This window comes from Kitasatospora sp. NPDC086009, assembly GCF_044540385.1.
Taxonomy (GTDB): Bacteria; Actinomycetota; Actinomycetes; order Streptomycetales; family Streptomycetaceae; genus Kitasatospora.
Genome location: NZ_JBITSA010000002.1, coordinates 44010 through 58199 on the forward strand (window position 1 = coordinate 44010; position 14190 = coordinate 58199).

The following is a 14190-nucleotide window of genomic DNA, read 5'->3' on the forward strand; positions in this document are numbered from 1 at the left end:
TCAGAGCTTCAGCTTGACGCAGGCGGCCCGGTCGCCCGCGTCGTGCCGTCCGGCCGGGGTGCCCGCGTGCAGGACCAGCGAGCGCGCCTCGCCCGGCCGGGGGTGCCAGGCCACCGAGCCGGCCGCCGAGCCGGCGCCCCGGCCGTCGGTGCGCAGCGTCAGCCGCAGCTCGTTGCGGTCGTTGGCGTAGGCGGGGTCGGTGGACGGCTGCACCGGGTCCACCGCGTGCTGGTAGTGCGGGCCGGAGGCGGCCGGGTCGGCCCCGCAGGAACCGGTGTGCAGGTGCGCCGGGAACTCGTGGTCCGGAGCGAGCCCGGACACCGTCATGGTCAGCAGGGTCTGCCCCGGCACCGAGCGGTCCACCACCACGCGGACGTGCGAGCCGTACGGCACCAGGTCGGCGGCGTGGCTGATCGCGGTCGGCGGGACGAAGGCGGACGCCGGGTCGAAGTCCGCCTCGATCACCGAGACCACCCGGGCCCCGGCGCCATCGGTGTCAGCGGCTTCACCGGAGGTCCCGGCGCCGCCGGACCCCTCGGAGAGCGGGGACGCCGGCGCGGCCTGGGCGGCCCGGGCGGGGGGAGCGGTCGCGGCGGTGGCCGCGGGCGCCAGCAGGGCGAGCGGGAGCAGGGCGGCGGCGATCGGACTGGGCATCGGCGGGCCTTCCGGGGAGCGGGCGAGCGGTACGGCGGACGCCGTGCTCAACGGCGGTCGCCACCGAACGGACACCCCCCGGCACGCGCCCGGTCTCCCCGGGCCGCCCGCACCGGCTCGGCCGCTCCCCTGCGCCCGGTCCCCACCCCGGTCCCCGCGCCGCCGTCGCCTCGCCTGAGCCCCGGTCCCGTCCCGCGAACACCGCTGGACACCCGGCCTTGGGGGCCCCGTCACGAGGGGTTCGGGAGAGATGTGCCGGGCGCGGGCAGCGTGGAGGTGGTGCCGACGTGGCGGACGCGCCGCCATGCACTATGGTTTATCTCGACATCGAGATAACTGCCCATTACTCTATATCTCGACATCAAGATACTTGCCGAGAGGCGCTCACCGGCGGTGCGGGCAAGGTCAGCCTAAGTAAGGCTGACCTTACCACCGTGGCGGCCGGATACCGCACGAAGCACCTAGAAGGAGTCAGTCGTGTCCGCGAACAGCTTCGACGCCCGCAGCTCGCTGCAGGTGGGCGACGAGTCGTACGAGATCTTCAAGCTCTCCGCCGTCGAGGGTTCCGAGCGGCTGCCCTACAGCCTCAAGGTGCTGCTGGAGAACCTGCTCCGCACGGAGGACGGCGCGAACATCACCGCCGACCACATCCGCGCGCTCGGCAACTGGGACGCCGACGCCCAGCCGAGCCAGGAGATCCAGTTCACTCCGGCCCGAGTGATCATGCAGGACTTCACCGGCGTGCCGTGCGTGGTCGACCTCGCCACCATGCGTGAGGCCGTCAAGGAGCTGGGCGGCGACCCGGCCAAGATCAACCCGCTGGCCCCGGCCGAGCTGGTCATCGACCACTCCGTCATCGCCGACAAGTTCGGCACCCCGGACGCCTTCGTCCAGAACGTCGAGATCGAGTACGGCCGCAACAAGGAGCGCTACCAGTTCCTGCGCTGGGGCCAGACCGCGTTCGACGAGTTCAAGGTCGTCCCGCCCGGCACCGGCATCGTCCACCAGGTGAACATCGAGCACCTGGCCCGCACCATCATGGTCCGGGGCGGCCAGGCCTACCCCGACACCTGCGTCGGCACCGACTCGCACACCACCATGGTCAACGGCCTGGGCGTGCTGGGCTGGGGCGTCGGCGGCATCGAGGCCGAGGCCGCGATGCTCGGCCAGCCGGTCTCCATGCTGATCCCGCGCGTGGTCGGCTTCAAGCTCAACGGCCAGCTGCCGGCCGGCACCACCGCCACCGACCTGGTGCTCACCATCACCGAGATGCTGCGCAAGCACGGTGTGGTCGGCAAGTTCGTCGAGTTCTACGGCGAGGGCGTCACCGCGATCCCGCTGGCCAACCGCGCCACCATCGGCAACATGTCGCCGGAGTTCGGCTCGACCTGCGCGATCTTCCCGATCGACGCCGAGACCATCAACTACCTCAAGCTCACCGGCCGCAGCGAGCAGCAGCTCGCCCTGGTCGAGGCGTACGCCAAGGAGCAGGGCCTCTGGCACGACCCGTCGGTCGAGCCGGTCTACTCCGAGTACCTGGAGCTGGACGTCTCCACCGTCGTCCCGTCGATCTCCGGCCCGAAGCGCCCGCAGGACCGCGTGATCCTGGCCGAGGCCGCCGACAAGTTCGCCGAGGCGCTGCCGACCTACTCGGCCGAGGCCTCGAAGCCGACCGCGGTGACCGCCCCCGACGGTTCGACCTACGAGATCGACAACGGCGCGGTCGTGATCGCCTCGATCACCTCCTGCACCAACACCTCCAACCCCTCCGTCATGCTGGGCGCCGCCCTGCTGGCGAAGAAGGCCGTGGAGCGTGGCCTGACGGTCAAGCCGTGGGTCAAGACCACCCTGGCCCCCGGGTCCAAGGTCGTCATGGACTACTACGAGAAGGCCGGCCTGCTCCCGTACATGGAGAAGCTGGGCTTCAACCTGGTCGGCTACGGCTGCGTCACCTGCATCGGCAACTCGGGCCCGCTGCCCGAGGAGGTCTCGGCCGCGGTCAACGAGTCCGACCTGGCCGTCGTCTCGGTGCTCTCCGGCAACCGCAACTTCGAGGGCCGGATCAACCCCGACGTCAAGATGAACTACCTGGCCTCCCCGCCGCTGGTGGTCGCGTACGCCCTCGCGGGCAACATGAACGTCGACATCACCCGCGACGCGCTGGGCCAGGACGCCGACGGCAACGACGTCTTCCTCGCCGACATCTGGCCGTCGGAGCAGGAGGTCGCCGACACCGTCGCCGGCTCCATCGACGAGGCCATGTTCGACAAGGGCTACCAGGACGTCTTCGCCGGTGACCACCGCTGGCAGTCGCTCCCGGTCCCGACCGGCAACACCTTCGAGTGGGACGCCGAGTCCACCTACGTCCGCAAGCCCCCGTACTTCGAGGGCATGGCCAAGACCCCGAGCCCGGTGACCGACATCGCCGGCGCCCGCGTCCTGGCCAAGCTGGGCGACTCGGTCACCACCGACCACATCTCCCCGGCCGGCAACATCAAGCCGGGCACCCCGGCGGCGCAGTACCTGACCGCCAACGGTGTGGAGAAGCGCGACTTCAACTCGTACGGCTCGCGCCGCGGCAACCACGAGGTGATGATCCGCGGCACCTTCGCCAACATCCGCCTGCGCAACCAGATCGCGCCGGGCACCGAGGGCGGCTACACCCGCGACTTCACCCAGGCCGACGCGCCGGTGTCGTTCATCTACGACGCCTCGCAGAACTACCAGGCCGCCGGCATCCCGCTGGTCGTCCTGGCCGGCAAGGAGTACGGCTCGGGCTCGTCCCGTGACTGGGCCGCCAAGGGCACCGCGCTGCTGGGCGTGAAGGCCGTCATCGCCGAGTCCTACGAGCGCATCCACCGCTCCAACCTGATCGGCATGGGCGTCCTGCCGCTGCAGTTCCCGGAGGGCCAGAACGCCGAGTCCCTCGGTCTGACCGGCGAGGAGACCTTCTCCTTCACCGGCGTGACCGAGCTCAACGAGGGCCGCACCCCGGCCACCGTCAAGGTCAAGGCCGTCGGCGCGGACGGGAGCAGCAAGGAGTTCGACGCGGTCGTGCGCATCGACACCCCCGGCGAGGCGGACTACTACCGCAACGGCGGCATCCTGCAGTACGTGCTGCGCAGCCTGATCGGCTGAGCACCGCACGGGCGGCGGGGCTGAGCGAGGAAGAACGGCTCCGCCGGTAAAGAGGCAGTCAGGAGGCCGGATCGCGTCAACGCGGTCCGGCCTCTTGTATGTCCGGCCCGAATGGACTAAACCTCTGTTTCAGCTTGGTCCAGACCATTTGACGCTGAATCAGAGAAAGCCGCAGGTCTTCTCCCATGCGCATGATCAGTCGCACCGCCGCCCTCATCGCCGCCGCCACGGTGGCCGCCGCCCTCGCGGCCCCCACGGCCCAGGCCCACGACCGTGACCACGGCCCGAAGCTGAAGGGGCAGCGGGTCGGCTACTTCACCCAGTGGGGCGCCGACAGCTCCGCGAAGCGGGTGCAGGAGTCCGGTCAGGCCGAGAAGCTCACCGTCATCAACTACGCCTTCGGCAACGTCTCCGCCGAGGGCACCTGCTTCGAGTCCAACGAGGCCGGCCAGGGCGACGCCCTGAACGATTACCAGCGCCCCTTCTCCGCCGCCGACTCGGTGGACGGCGTCGCCGACCGCCCGGGCCAGAAGCTCAAGGGCCACTTCAACCAGCTGCGCAAGCTCAAGGCCGAGAACCCGCAGCTCAAGACGGTGATCTCGCTCGGCGGGTGGAGCTGGTCCAAGTACTTCTCGGACGCCGCCGCCACCGAGGAGTCCCGCCGGAAGTTCGTCTCCTCCTGCGTCGACCTGTACATCAAGGGCAACCTGCCCCAGCTCGGCACCGCCGAGGGCGGCAAGGGCGTCGCGGCCGGCGTCTTCGACGGCATCGACCTCGACTGGGAGTACCCGGGCGGCGGCGGTGACGCCGGCAACGTGGTGCGCCCCGAGGACGGCCGCAACTTCACCCTGCTGGTGCAGGAGTTCCGTCGCCAGCTGGACCAGCTCAGCGGCCGCAGGGGGCCGCACTACCTGCTGACCGCGGCGGTGGCCGCCAACGAGACCGTCGCCGCCCGGCTGGACCTGCCGGCGCTCTCGCGCTCGATGGACTGGCTCAACCTGATGACCTACGACCTGCACGGCCCGTGGGAGGGCACCGGCCCGGCCGCCCACCACGCCAACCTGTACTCCGACCCCAAGGACCCGTCGCCGCTGCAGCGCAGTGCGGACAAGGCGGTCGACTACTACACCCAGCACGGCCTGCCGGGCTCCCAGACCGTGCTCGGCGTGCCGTTCTACGCCCACGGCTGGACCGGGGTGGCGGCCGGCAAGCAGGGCGGCCTGTACCAGCCGGCCACCGCGGCCACCGCCGACTTCACCTACAACGAGGTCTCCCGGCTGCCCGGCAAGGTCTACACCGACCGTGACCACGGCGCGTCCTGGAAGTACGACGGCACCAACTTCTACAGCTACGACAACGCCGAGGTGCTCACCCAGAAGGCCCGCTACACCCGGTGGAACGACCTGGCCGGGGTGATGGTCTGGTCGCTGGACGGCGACGACGCCGACGGCAGCGCGCTCGCCGCCCTGGACCGCGGCCTCCAGCGCGGCTGACCGCTCCCGACGCGGAGCCCCTGCCCGCCGGCCTCCGACGCGGAACCCCCGACGCGGGAGCCCCCGACGCGGAACCCCCGTACACCGGCCCCGGACGCAGGAGCCCCCGTACACCGGCCCCCCGACGCGGGAGCCCCCGCCGCGCGTGCGCGCGGCGGGGGCTCCCGGGGGACGGACCACCGTGCCTCAGACGCCGTCGCAGGCCCGCGCCCGCAGGGCCCGGGCCAGGTCGTCCCGGCGCTCCAGCACCAGCCGGCGCAGCGCCGGCGCCGCCTCCGGGTGGCCGGCCAGCCAGGCGTCCGCCTCGGCCAGCGTCTCCTCGCCGACCTGGGCGTGCGGGAAGAAGCCGCCGACGATCCGCATCGCGATCTCGATGGTCCGCTCCGACCAGATCCGCTCCAGCAGCTTGAAGTACGGCGCCGCGTAGAGCGCGGTCAGGTCGCGGTGCGCGGGCAGCGCGAAGCCGGCGATGTTGGCCTCGACCAGCGCGTTGGGCAGCTCCTCCGAGTCGATCACGGCGGACCAGGCGGCGGCCTTGGCCTCCGGGGTCGGCCGGGCGGCCAGGCACTGGGTGTACTGGCGCTTGCCGCTCGCGGTGTTGTCGGTCGTCAGCTCCCCGGCCAGCTCCTCGTCCGAGGCCTGGCCGGCCGCGGCCAGCGCCAGCCAGAGCGCCCAGCGCAGCTCCTGGTCGACGTCCAGGCCGTCGATCCGGGCGGTGCCGGCCAGCAGGCCGCGGACCAGGCCCAGGTGCTCGGAGCCGTTCGCGGTCTGCGCCAGGAAGCGCGCCCAGGCCAGCTGGTGGTCGCTGCCGGGGGCCGCGGCGCGCAGCTCGCGCAGCGCGCCGTCGGCCAGCAGCCGGCCGCCCTCGCCGCGCCAGGCCGGGTCGGCGTAGAGGTCGACGGCGCCCTTGGCCTGGAGGTGCAGCGACTGCAGCACGCCGATGTTGGCCTCCCGCCCGGCGAAGCGCAGCACCAGGGCGATGTAGTCGCGGGCCGGCATCAGGCCGTCCCGGGTCAGGTTCCACACGGCGGACCAGGCGAGCGCCCGGGCCAGGTCGTCGTCGAGGTCGCCGAGGCCGGTGCGCAGCGTCTCCAGCGACTCGGCGTCGAAGCGGATCTTGCAGTAGGTCAGGTCGTCGTCGTTCAGCAGCACCAGGGCGGGCCGGGGCCGGCCGGCGGCCTCGGTGACGACGGTGCGGGCGCCGGTGACGTCCAGCTCGATCCGGTCGGTGCGCACCAGCGCGCCCTCGGCGTCCCGGTCGTAGAGGCCGACGGCGATCCGGTGCGGGCGCAGGGTGCTGCCGTTGCCGGCGTCCTGGAGGACGGCGAGCTCGGTGATCCGGCCCTCGGCGTCCACGGTGACCTGCGGGGTCAGCGAGTTGACGCCGGCGGTCTGCAGCCAGGCGGCGGCCCAGGACTTGAGGTCGCGGCCGCTGGTCTCCTCCAGGATGTCCAGCAGGTCGGCGAGTTCGGTGTTGCCGAAGGCGTGCCGCTTGAAGTAGCGGCGGGCGCCCTCGAAGAAGGCCTCCGAACCGACGTACGCCACCAGCTGCTTGAGCACCGAGGCGCCCTTGGCGTAGGTGATGCCGTCGAAGTTGAGCTTGGCGTCCTCCAGGTCCCGGATGTCCGCGGTGATCGGGTGCGTGGTCGGGAACTGGTCCTGGCGGTAGGCCCAGGCCTTGCGCTGGTTGGCGAAGGTGATCCAGGCGGAGGAGTACCGGGTGCGGGCGCCGATCAGCGCGTAGGAGCCCATGAAGTCGGCGAAGGACTCCTTCAGCCACAGGTCGTCCCACCAGCGCATGGTGACCAGGTCGCCGAACCACATGTGCGCCATCTCGTGCAGGATGACGTTGGCCCGGCCCTCGTAGGCGGCGTCGGTGACCTTCGAGCGGAAGATGAACTCCTCGCGGAAGGTGACGCAGCCCGGGTTCTCCATCGCGCCGATGTTGTACTCGGGGACGAAGGACTGGTCGTACTTGCCGAAGGGGTACGGGTAGTCGAACTCCTCGTGGAAGAAGTCGAGTCCGAGCTTGGTGACGCCGAGGATCTCGTCGGAGTCGAAGTAGGGCGCGAGCGACTTGCGGCACAGCGCGGCGAGCGGGATCTCCAGGGCGGTGCCGTCGGCCAGCGTGCGGCTGTAGTGGTCGGTGGCCACGTGGTACGGGCCGGCCACGACGGCGGTGAGGTAGGTGGAGATCGGCTGCGTCGGCGCGAACCGCCAGGTGCGGGCGGCGCCGTCGTCGGTCACCTGCTCGTGCACGGCGTTGGACCGGACGTCCCAGGCGGCGGGCGCGGTGACGGTGAAGGAGAACGGGGCCTTCAGGTCGGGCTGCTCGAAGGTGGCGAACACCCGGCGGGCGTCGGCCGGCTCGTAGTGGGTGTAGAGGTAGGTCTCGCCGTCCACCGGGTCGGTGAAGCGGTGCAGGCCCTCGCCGGTGCGGCTGTACGCGCAGTCGGCGTCCACCACCAGGAGGTTCTCCGCGGCGAGGCCGTCGACGTGCACCCGGGCGCCGTCGAAGGCGGTGGCCGGGTCGAGCGCGCGGCCGTTCAGGGTGACCGCGCGGACGGCGCTCGCCAGCAGGTCGAGGAAGGTCGAGGCGCCCGGCTCGTCGCACCGGAAGGCGATCGTGGTGGTGGAGCGGAAGGTGGCGGCCGCCGGGTCGGGGGCCGAGGTCACGTCCAGCCGGACCTGGTAGCTGTCCACGGCCAGGATGCTGGCCCGCTGCTGGGCTTCGTCGCGGCTCAGGTTCTTGCCCGGCACGGCGGTACTCCTTTGTCCGGCTCGCACGGTGGTGCGGTCTCAACTGGTGCGGTGGGTGCTGCGCGTCGTGGTGCTGCGGGGCATCCTTTCACGCCGCCCGCGCCGGTACCATTGCACAAACCGGGGCGCCGGTACGGAATCAGCGGCGCCGCGCGGGCGTTCGGGATCGGGTGGGCCCCGTGCCGGGGACCGCCCCGCATCTCACCGAAGGACGACAGCCGTGACGACTGCCGCTGAGCGCAAGACCGCCGACTTCTGGTTCGACCCGGCCTGCCCGTGGGCCTGGATGACGTCCCGCTGGCTGATCGAGGTCCAGCAGCTGCGCCCGGTGGACGTGAACTGGCACGTGATGAGCCTGTCCGTGCTGAACGAGCACCGTGACCTCCCGCAGGACTACCGCGAGCTGCTGGACAGCGCCTGGGGTCCGGTCCGGGTCTGCATCGCCGCCGCCCAGCAGCACGGCGACGAGGTGCTCGGCCGGCTCTACACCGAGCTGGGCACCCGCTTCCACAACCAGGGCCTGCCCCGGACCCGCGAGACCGTCGAGGCGGCGCTGGTCGCGGCGGGCCTGCCGGCCGGGCTGGCGGACGCCGCCGACACGGACGCGTACGACGAGGCCCTGCGCGCCTCGCACAAGGAGGGCATCACCCTGGTCGGCGAGGACGTCGGCACCCCGGTGATCGCGGTCGAGGGCGCGGACGGCGAGCGGGTGGCCTTCTTCGGCCCGGTGGTCACCCCGGCCCCGCGGGGCGAGGCCGCCGCCCGGCTCTGGGACGGCACCCTGCTGGTCGCGTCGACCCCGGGCTTCTACGAGATCAAGCGCACCCGCACCGCGGGTCCGTCCTTCGAGTAGCGGACGGCCCGCCCGCACCGGCGGGCGCCACGCGCGAGGGCCCGGTACCGCCGAGGAGCGGTACCGGGCCCTCGCGCGCGCGGCGGGACCTGTCGGACAATCCCTAGCGGGCCGCTGCGGCGTCCCGGCGCTGCTTGAGCAGGCCGGCCCCGATCAGCAGTGCGACGAGCACGCCGGCCGCGTACAGCTGCTGCCGGTTGCCCTCGGTGGTGGTCATCAGCGCCAGGATGCCGACCACGGCGGCCATCGCCACCCAGGTCAGGTACGGGAAGCCCCACATCCGGACGGTGAGCAGCTCGGGCGCCTCGCGCTCCAGCCGGCGGCGCATCCGCAGCTGGACGACGCAGATGAAGAACCAGACCACCAGGATGGCGACGCCGGTGGTGTTCATCAGCCAGGTGAAGACGGTGTCGGGCCAGAACTTGGAGGCCAGCACGGCGCCGAAGCCGAACAGGCAGGAGGCGACCACGGCCAGTCGCGGCACCCCGCCGCTGACCCTGGCCAGCGCCTTCGGGCCCTGGCCGCGGGAGACCAGCGAGTACGCCATCCGGGAGGAGCCGTAGATGTTGGCGTTCATCGCGGAGAGCAGGGCGATCAGCACCACGGCCTCCATGATGGTGCCGGCGCCGGGCACGCCCAGGTGCTGCAGGACGGTCACGTAGGGGCCGTTCTCGACGACCGACGGGTCCTTCCAGGAGACCAGCGTGACGACCAGGGCCATCGAGCCGATGTAGAAGATCGCGATGCGCCAGACCGCCGTGCGCACCGCGTTGGCGACGTTGCGCTTGGGGTCGTCGGACTCGGCGGCGGCGATGGTGACGGTCTCCAGGCCTCCGTAGGCGAAGACCGAGGCGAGCAGGCCGACGATCAGGCCGCTGACGCCGGTGGGCAGGAAGCCGCCCTGGCCGGTGAGGTTCGTGGCGCCGGGAGCGCCGGGGCCGAGCACCCCGGTGACGCCCAGCGTGCCGATCACCAGGAAGGCGACGATCGCGGCGACCTTGATGGTGGCGAACCAGAACTCGAACTCGCCGAAGTTCTTCACCGCGGTGAGGTTGCTGGCGCAGAAGAAGACCATGAAGAGGCCGACCCAGACCCAGGCGGAGACGCCGGGGACCCAGCCGTTGACGATCTTGCCGGCGGCGGTGGCCTCGGCCGCGACGCCGCAGCAGAGCATCACCCAGTACATCCAGCCGGCGGTGATCCCGGCCCACGGACCGATCTCCTTCTCGGCGTGCACCGAGAACGAGCCGGAGGCCGGGCGGGCCGCCGACATCTCGCCGAGCATCCGCATGATCAGCATGACCAGCAGGCCGGAGAGGGTGAACGCCAGGATGATGGCGGGTCCGGCCGCCGCGATGCCCGCCCCGGAACCGACGAAGAGGCCGGCGCCGATGACCCCGCCGAGCGCGATCATCGAGAGGTGGCGCTGCTTCAGACCGTGCGAGAGCTGCTGCCCGCCGGCCGGTGCTTCGGCGGTGGAGGTCGTCCCGGGCGCCGTGGGCGCGGAGGTACGGGCCATGAGGTGGGAATCCAGACTGTTCGGAATGCGGTGCGAATTGCCCAATATCCGGGGGCACCGCTGTCCATGCCAAGAATGACGCGCCCGGGCTCACGATACGGACCGGATCGTGACGGTATTCGGCCGGATCGCTCACGGTCCGTGGCCGCGAGGGGGACGGATCCGACAATCACGGCCGCCGGGGCTTTGTCCGGTTCCCTGACGGTGCCGGCGGCGATCACCACGTAGGTTCACAGGTGTTCACTCACCTGATCATCCGATCGCCGACCGTCCCCGTGCGGAGGAAACCCCGATGGCCACTGCCACCACCCCGACTGCCACCACGTCGATACTGAGCCGCGGCGTCCTCGCCGACCTGCTGCCCGCCGCGTCCGGCCGGTTCGGCGCCCAGGCCCGCGACCTCGTCCTGGTGACCGGCGGCGCCGCCTTCACCGGTCTGGCCGCCCAGTTCTCGGTGACCGTCCACGGCTCCCCGGTGCCGGTCACCGGCCAGACCTTCGCCGCGCTGCTGGTCGGCACCGCGCTCGGCGCCCGCCGCGGGATCGCCTCGCTCGGCCTCTACCTGCTGGCCGGCATGGCGGGCCTGCCCTGGTTCGCCGAGGGCGCCTCCGGCTGGTCGATCCCCACCCTCGGCTACATGATCGGCTTCGTCCTGGCCGCCGCCCTCACCGGCGCGCTGGCCCGCCGCGGCGCCGACCGCACCCCGCTGAACACCGCCGCCACGATGGCGCTCGGCACCCTCGCCATCTACGCCGTCGGCGTGCCGTACCTCGCCTTCTCGCTGGGTGTCCCGCTGTCCCGCGCCGCCGAGCTCGGCCTCTACCCGTACCTGGTCGGCGACGCGCTGAAGGCCGTCCTCGCGGCCGGCGTCCTGCCGCTCGCCTGGAAGCTGCTCGGCAGGCGCTGACCGGTCCGCTCCCCGGCCGGGCGCCCCGCGGGCCCGCTCGGCCGCCCCCTGCGCGGCCCGGGTGCACGCACGTGCCACACTCATGGCATGCGCGTGTACCTGGGCTCGGACCATGCCGGATACGAACTGAAGAACCACCTCGTGGAGTGGCTCAAGGAGGCCGGCCACGAGCCGGTCGACTGCGGGCCGCACATCTACGACGCGGCCGACGACTACCCCCCGTTCTGCCTGCGCGCCGCCGAGCGCACCGCGGCGGACCCGGAGGCGCTGGGCGTCGTGATCGGCGGTTCGGGCAACGGCGAGGCGATCGCCGCCAACAAGGTCAAGGGCGTCCGCGCGGCGCTGGCCTGGAGCGAGCAGACCGCCTCCCTCGGCCGCGAGCACAACAACGCCAACGTGATCTCCGTCGGCGGCCGGATGCACACCCAGGAGGAGGCGACCCGCTTCGTCGAGGTCTTCCTCAACACCCCGTACAGCGGCGACGCCCGGCACACCCGCCGGATCACGATGCTGAGCGAGTACGAGGTCACCGGCGAGCTCCCGCCGATCCCGGCCCACCACCCGCAGGGCTGATCCACCCCGTCGACCACCTCCGCCGGCCGGCCGCGCTCCCCAGCGAGGCCGGCCGGCGCGTCCGCGGGCCCGCGCGCCGTCCTGTGTGATCGGCCACAGCGCCCGCCCCGCCCGTCCGGCGCGCCGACGGCGCCGCGCCCGGCGCGCGGGTGCGGCCCGCACGGTTCGTCCGCCCAACCGGCGTACGCCTCCTGACGCAGCGGCCGACGCCCGCCGTGATCGGCCGAAACCCACTGACGCGCCCGCGCCACGGCGGCGCCGCCCGCGCCCGGGCCGTCGACGCCGACCCGTACCGGTGGATATGGTCGGTCCCCATGGCTGGCAGACCGCCGGGCGAAACGCCCCAGACGACTGCGACGAGGCCCGGCGCCGCCACGGCGCCCGACCCCGTGACGGCCCGGTTGCGCAAGAAGCTCCGCCGGGTCCGCCGAAGGCTGCGCACCGCCGGTGTCGACTACTTCCGCGGCGGCGCCGCCGACTGGCCGGTGCTCTGCGTGCTGGCCCTGCTCGTCCCGCTGCTGATCCTGCTCAACATCTGGATCCCCGCCTGGGTCCCGCCCACCTCACTGGTCCTGCCGATCCTGGCCGCCGCCCTGCTGCTGCGCCCCGGCAGCCTGGTGGTGCTCTACGCGCTGGCCGCGCTCGGCCTCTCCGCCGAGTCCGTGATCCACACCGGCCAGCGGGTCGCCAGCGCCGATCCGGACGCCTACACCTACGGCGTCACCCCCGGCGCCGCCCTGGTGGTCGGCGCGGCCGGGGTCGGCGGCCTGCTGCTGGCCCAGTTCCGCAGCCGGGTCGGCGTCCCCTGGTGGGGCGGTTCCACGATGCTCTTCGACCTGCGCGAGCGGCTGCGGGTGCAGAGCCGCGTCCCGGAGCTGCCGGACGGCTGGCACGCCGACATGGCGCTGCGCCCGGCCGGCGGGCAGTCCTTCTCCGGGGACTTCGTGGTCGCCGCCCGGACCGGCCCCGCCCAGCGGGTGCTGGAGGTGGTCCTGGCGGACGTCTCGGGCAAGGGCATGGACGCCGGTTCGCGGGCCCTGCTGCTCTCCGGCGCCTTCGGCGGCCTGGTCGGCTCGCTGCCCGCGCACGACTTCCTGCCCGCCGCCAACGGCTACCTGCTCCGCCAGTCCTGGGAGGAGGGCTTCGCCACCGCCGTCCACCTGGTCCTCGACCTGGACACGGGGGAGTACGAGCTCCTGTCGGCGGGCCACCTGCCCGGGATGCAGCGGCTCGCGGGCGCCGGGCGCTGGGAGATCAAGGAGACCACCGAGGGTCCGCTGCTCGGCATCTACGACGGTGCCAAGTTCGAGGGCGTGCGGGGCCGGCTCAACCGCGGCGACGTCCTGATGCTCTGCACCGACGGCATGGTCGAGGCGCCCGGCCGGGACCTCTCGGACGGGATGGACCGGCTGATGGGCGAGGCCGACCGGCTGGTCCCCGGCGGCGGTCCGGGCGCCGGCGCGGGCGCCGCCGCCCGGCTGATCGAGACGGTCGCCCGGGACATCAACGACGACCGCGCCGTCCTGCTGCTCTGGCGCGACTGACCGCGCGCGTCCCCGCCGGCCCGGCCCGGGAGGCCCTGACCGGGCCGGTTCCCCCCGACGGGCGGGCGGGCGGTTCCCGGGCACATGCCGCGGGCAGCTGCTGTCAAGCCTGGCAGCTGATCTTCGGCCATTTCCGACCCGCCGTCACCGGAGCGGACCAGCCCGTTCCGGTCCGGCCCGCCGGCCGTTTCCCGGCCGCTCAGCGGCGCCCCACCGACGATTCGTCAGAACGGCTCCGCTATCGTCTCGGTCGGCGGAAACTCGTCTCGCATCGCAGGATATCGGCGTTCGGCTGACAGTCAGACCTTTACGCAATCGGCACGGTCGACCACACTGAGTCCGGGCGGGACTGGTCAGGATTCGGGGGATGGGGGCGCCACATGCGGCACGACGGACACCGTCCGGCCGTACCGGACTCTCCTTCCGGCCGCGACACGTCGGACGAACTGCCGTTCCGCCTCGGGACCGTCGGACAGGCCGGGGTCCGGCTTCGCAGGGGTCAGCCGATGGCGCCCCGCTATGAAACGAGGAAGTGAGTCCGGGTGGCACTCTCCGTCTCCGCACTGGTCCTGTTCGGCGTCATCTGCTTCATCTTCATCCGCAACAAGCAACTGAAGGTCGGGCACGCGATCCTGGCCGCCCTGTTCGGCTTCATGCTCAACCAGAGCACGGCCGCCAAGCCGATCCAGGACTTCCTGAGCCAGATCGCCAAGAGCATCTCCAACATCGCCAGCTGACCCCCGGCCCCG

The 14190-nt window shown here is 72.3% G+C and carries 10 protein-coding genes; 7 read left to right on the forward strand and 3 right to left on the reverse strand.

The window, feature by feature from the left end; genetic code table 11:
- Window positions 1–654, reverse strand: a complete 654-nt coding sequence (locus ACIF6L_RS05880; protein WP_396487064.1) for a superoxide dismutase family protein — start codon at window positions 652–654, stop codon at window positions 1–3.
- Window positions 655–1131: 477 nt separating this feature from the next.
- Between ACIF6L_RS05880 and acnA the strand changes: the two genes are divergently transcribed.
- Together acnA and ACIF6L_RS05890 are read left to right on the forward strand one after the other, a co-directional pair.
- Window positions 1132–3792 (forward strand): aconitate hydratase AcnA, encoded by a 2661-nt coding sequence (gene acnA / locus ACIF6L_RS05885; RefSeq protein WP_396487062.1) that lies wholly within the window; start codon window positions 1132–1134, stop codon window positions 3790–3792.
- 185 nt (window positions 3793–3977) lie between these two features.
- On the forward strand, window positions 3978–5285 hold the full coding sequence (locus tag ACIF6L_RS05890; RefSeq protein WP_396487060.1) for a glycoside hydrolase family 18 protein: 1308 nt from the start codon (window positions 3978–3980) through the stop codon (window positions 5283–5285).
- A 186-nt stretch (window positions 5286–5471) separates the two neighbouring features.
- Here ACIF6L_RS05890 and pepN read toward each other — a convergent pair whose 3' ends face one another.
- A complete protein-coding gene (gene pepN / locus ACIF6L_RS05895; protein WP_396487058.1) occupies window positions 5472–8045 on the reverse strand; it encodes an aminopeptidase N in 2574 nt (857 codons plus the stop codon).
- 220 nt (window positions 8046–8265) lie between these two features.
- Between pepN and ACIF6L_RS05900 the strand changes: the two genes are divergently transcribed.
- A complete protein-coding gene (locus tag ACIF6L_RS05900; protein ID WP_380393711.1) occupies window positions 8266–8898 on the forward strand; it encodes a disulfide bond formation protein DsbA in 633 nt (210 codons plus the stop codon).
- Window positions 8899–9001: 103 nt separating this feature from the next.
- On the opposite strand, the gene ACIF6L_RS05905 is transcribed toward ACIF6L_RS05900, so the two are convergent.
- Window positions 9002–10417, reverse strand: a complete 1416-nt coding sequence (locus ACIF6L_RS05905; RefSeq protein ID WP_359809360.1) for an amino acid permease — start codon at window positions 10415–10417, stop codon at window positions 9002–9004.
- A 292-nt stretch (window positions 10418–10709) separates the two neighbouring features.
- On the opposite strand from ACIF6L_RS05905, the gene ACIF6L_RS05910 reads away from it, so the two are divergent.
- From ACIF6L_RS05910 to ACIF6L_RS05925, 4 genes are all read left to right on the forward strand, one after another.
- Window positions 10710–11324: a biotin transporter BioY gene (locus ACIF6L_RS05910; RefSeq protein ID WP_396487056.1), complete on the forward strand. Its 615-nt coding sequence runs from the start codon at window positions 10710–10712 to the stop codon at window positions 11322–11324.
- Window positions 11325–11411: 87 nt separating this feature from the next.
- On the forward strand, window positions 11412–11897 hold the full coding sequence (locus ACIF6L_RS05915) for a ribose-5-phosphate isomerase (protein ID WP_329487647.1): 486 nt from the start codon (window positions 11412–11414) through the stop codon (window positions 11895–11897).
- A 314-nt stretch (window positions 11898–12211) separates the two neighbouring features.
- Window positions 12212–13441: a PP2C family protein-serine/threonine phosphatase gene (locus ACIF6L_RS05920; RefSeq protein WP_352289197.1), complete on the forward strand. Its 1230-nt coding sequence runs from the start codon at window positions 12212–12214 to the stop codon at window positions 13439–13441.
- 542 nt (window positions 13442–13983) lie between these two features.
- On the forward strand, window positions 13984–14178 hold the full coding sequence (locus ACIF6L_RS05925) for a hypothetical protein (RefSeq protein ID WP_329487645.1): 195 nt from the start codon (window positions 13984–13986) through the stop codon (window positions 14176–14178).
- The last annotated feature ends 12 nt before the right edge of the window (window positions 14179–14190 follow it).

Excerpts from the sequence above, each read along its gene's own strand:
- ACIF6L_RS05880 (WP_396487064.1), bottom strand. The coding sequence starts at position 654 with ATGCCCAGTCCGATCGCCGCCGCCCTGCTCCCGCTCGCCCTGCTGGCG.
- ACIF6L_RS05890 (WP_396487060.1), top strand. The coding sequence starts at position 3,978 with ATGCGCATGATCAGTCGCACCGCCGCCCTCATCGCCGCCGCCACGGTG.
- ACIF6L_RS05905 (WP_359809360.1), bottom strand. The coding sequence starts at position 10,417 with ATGGCCCGTACCTCCGCGCCCACGGCGCCCGGGACGACCTCCACCGCC.
- ACIF6L_RS05910 (WP_396487056.1), top strand. The coding sequence starts at position 10,710 with ATGGCCACTGCCACCACCCCGACTGCCACCACGTCGATACTGAGCCGC.
- ACIF6L_RS05915 (WP_329487647.1), top strand. The coding sequence starts at position 11,412 with ATGCGCGTGTACCTGGGCTCGGACCATGCCGGATACGAACTGAAGAAC.
- ACIF6L_RS05920 (WP_352289197.1), top strand. The coding sequence starts at position 12,212 with ATGGCTGGCAGACCGCCGGGCGAAACGCCCCAGACGACTGCGACGAGG.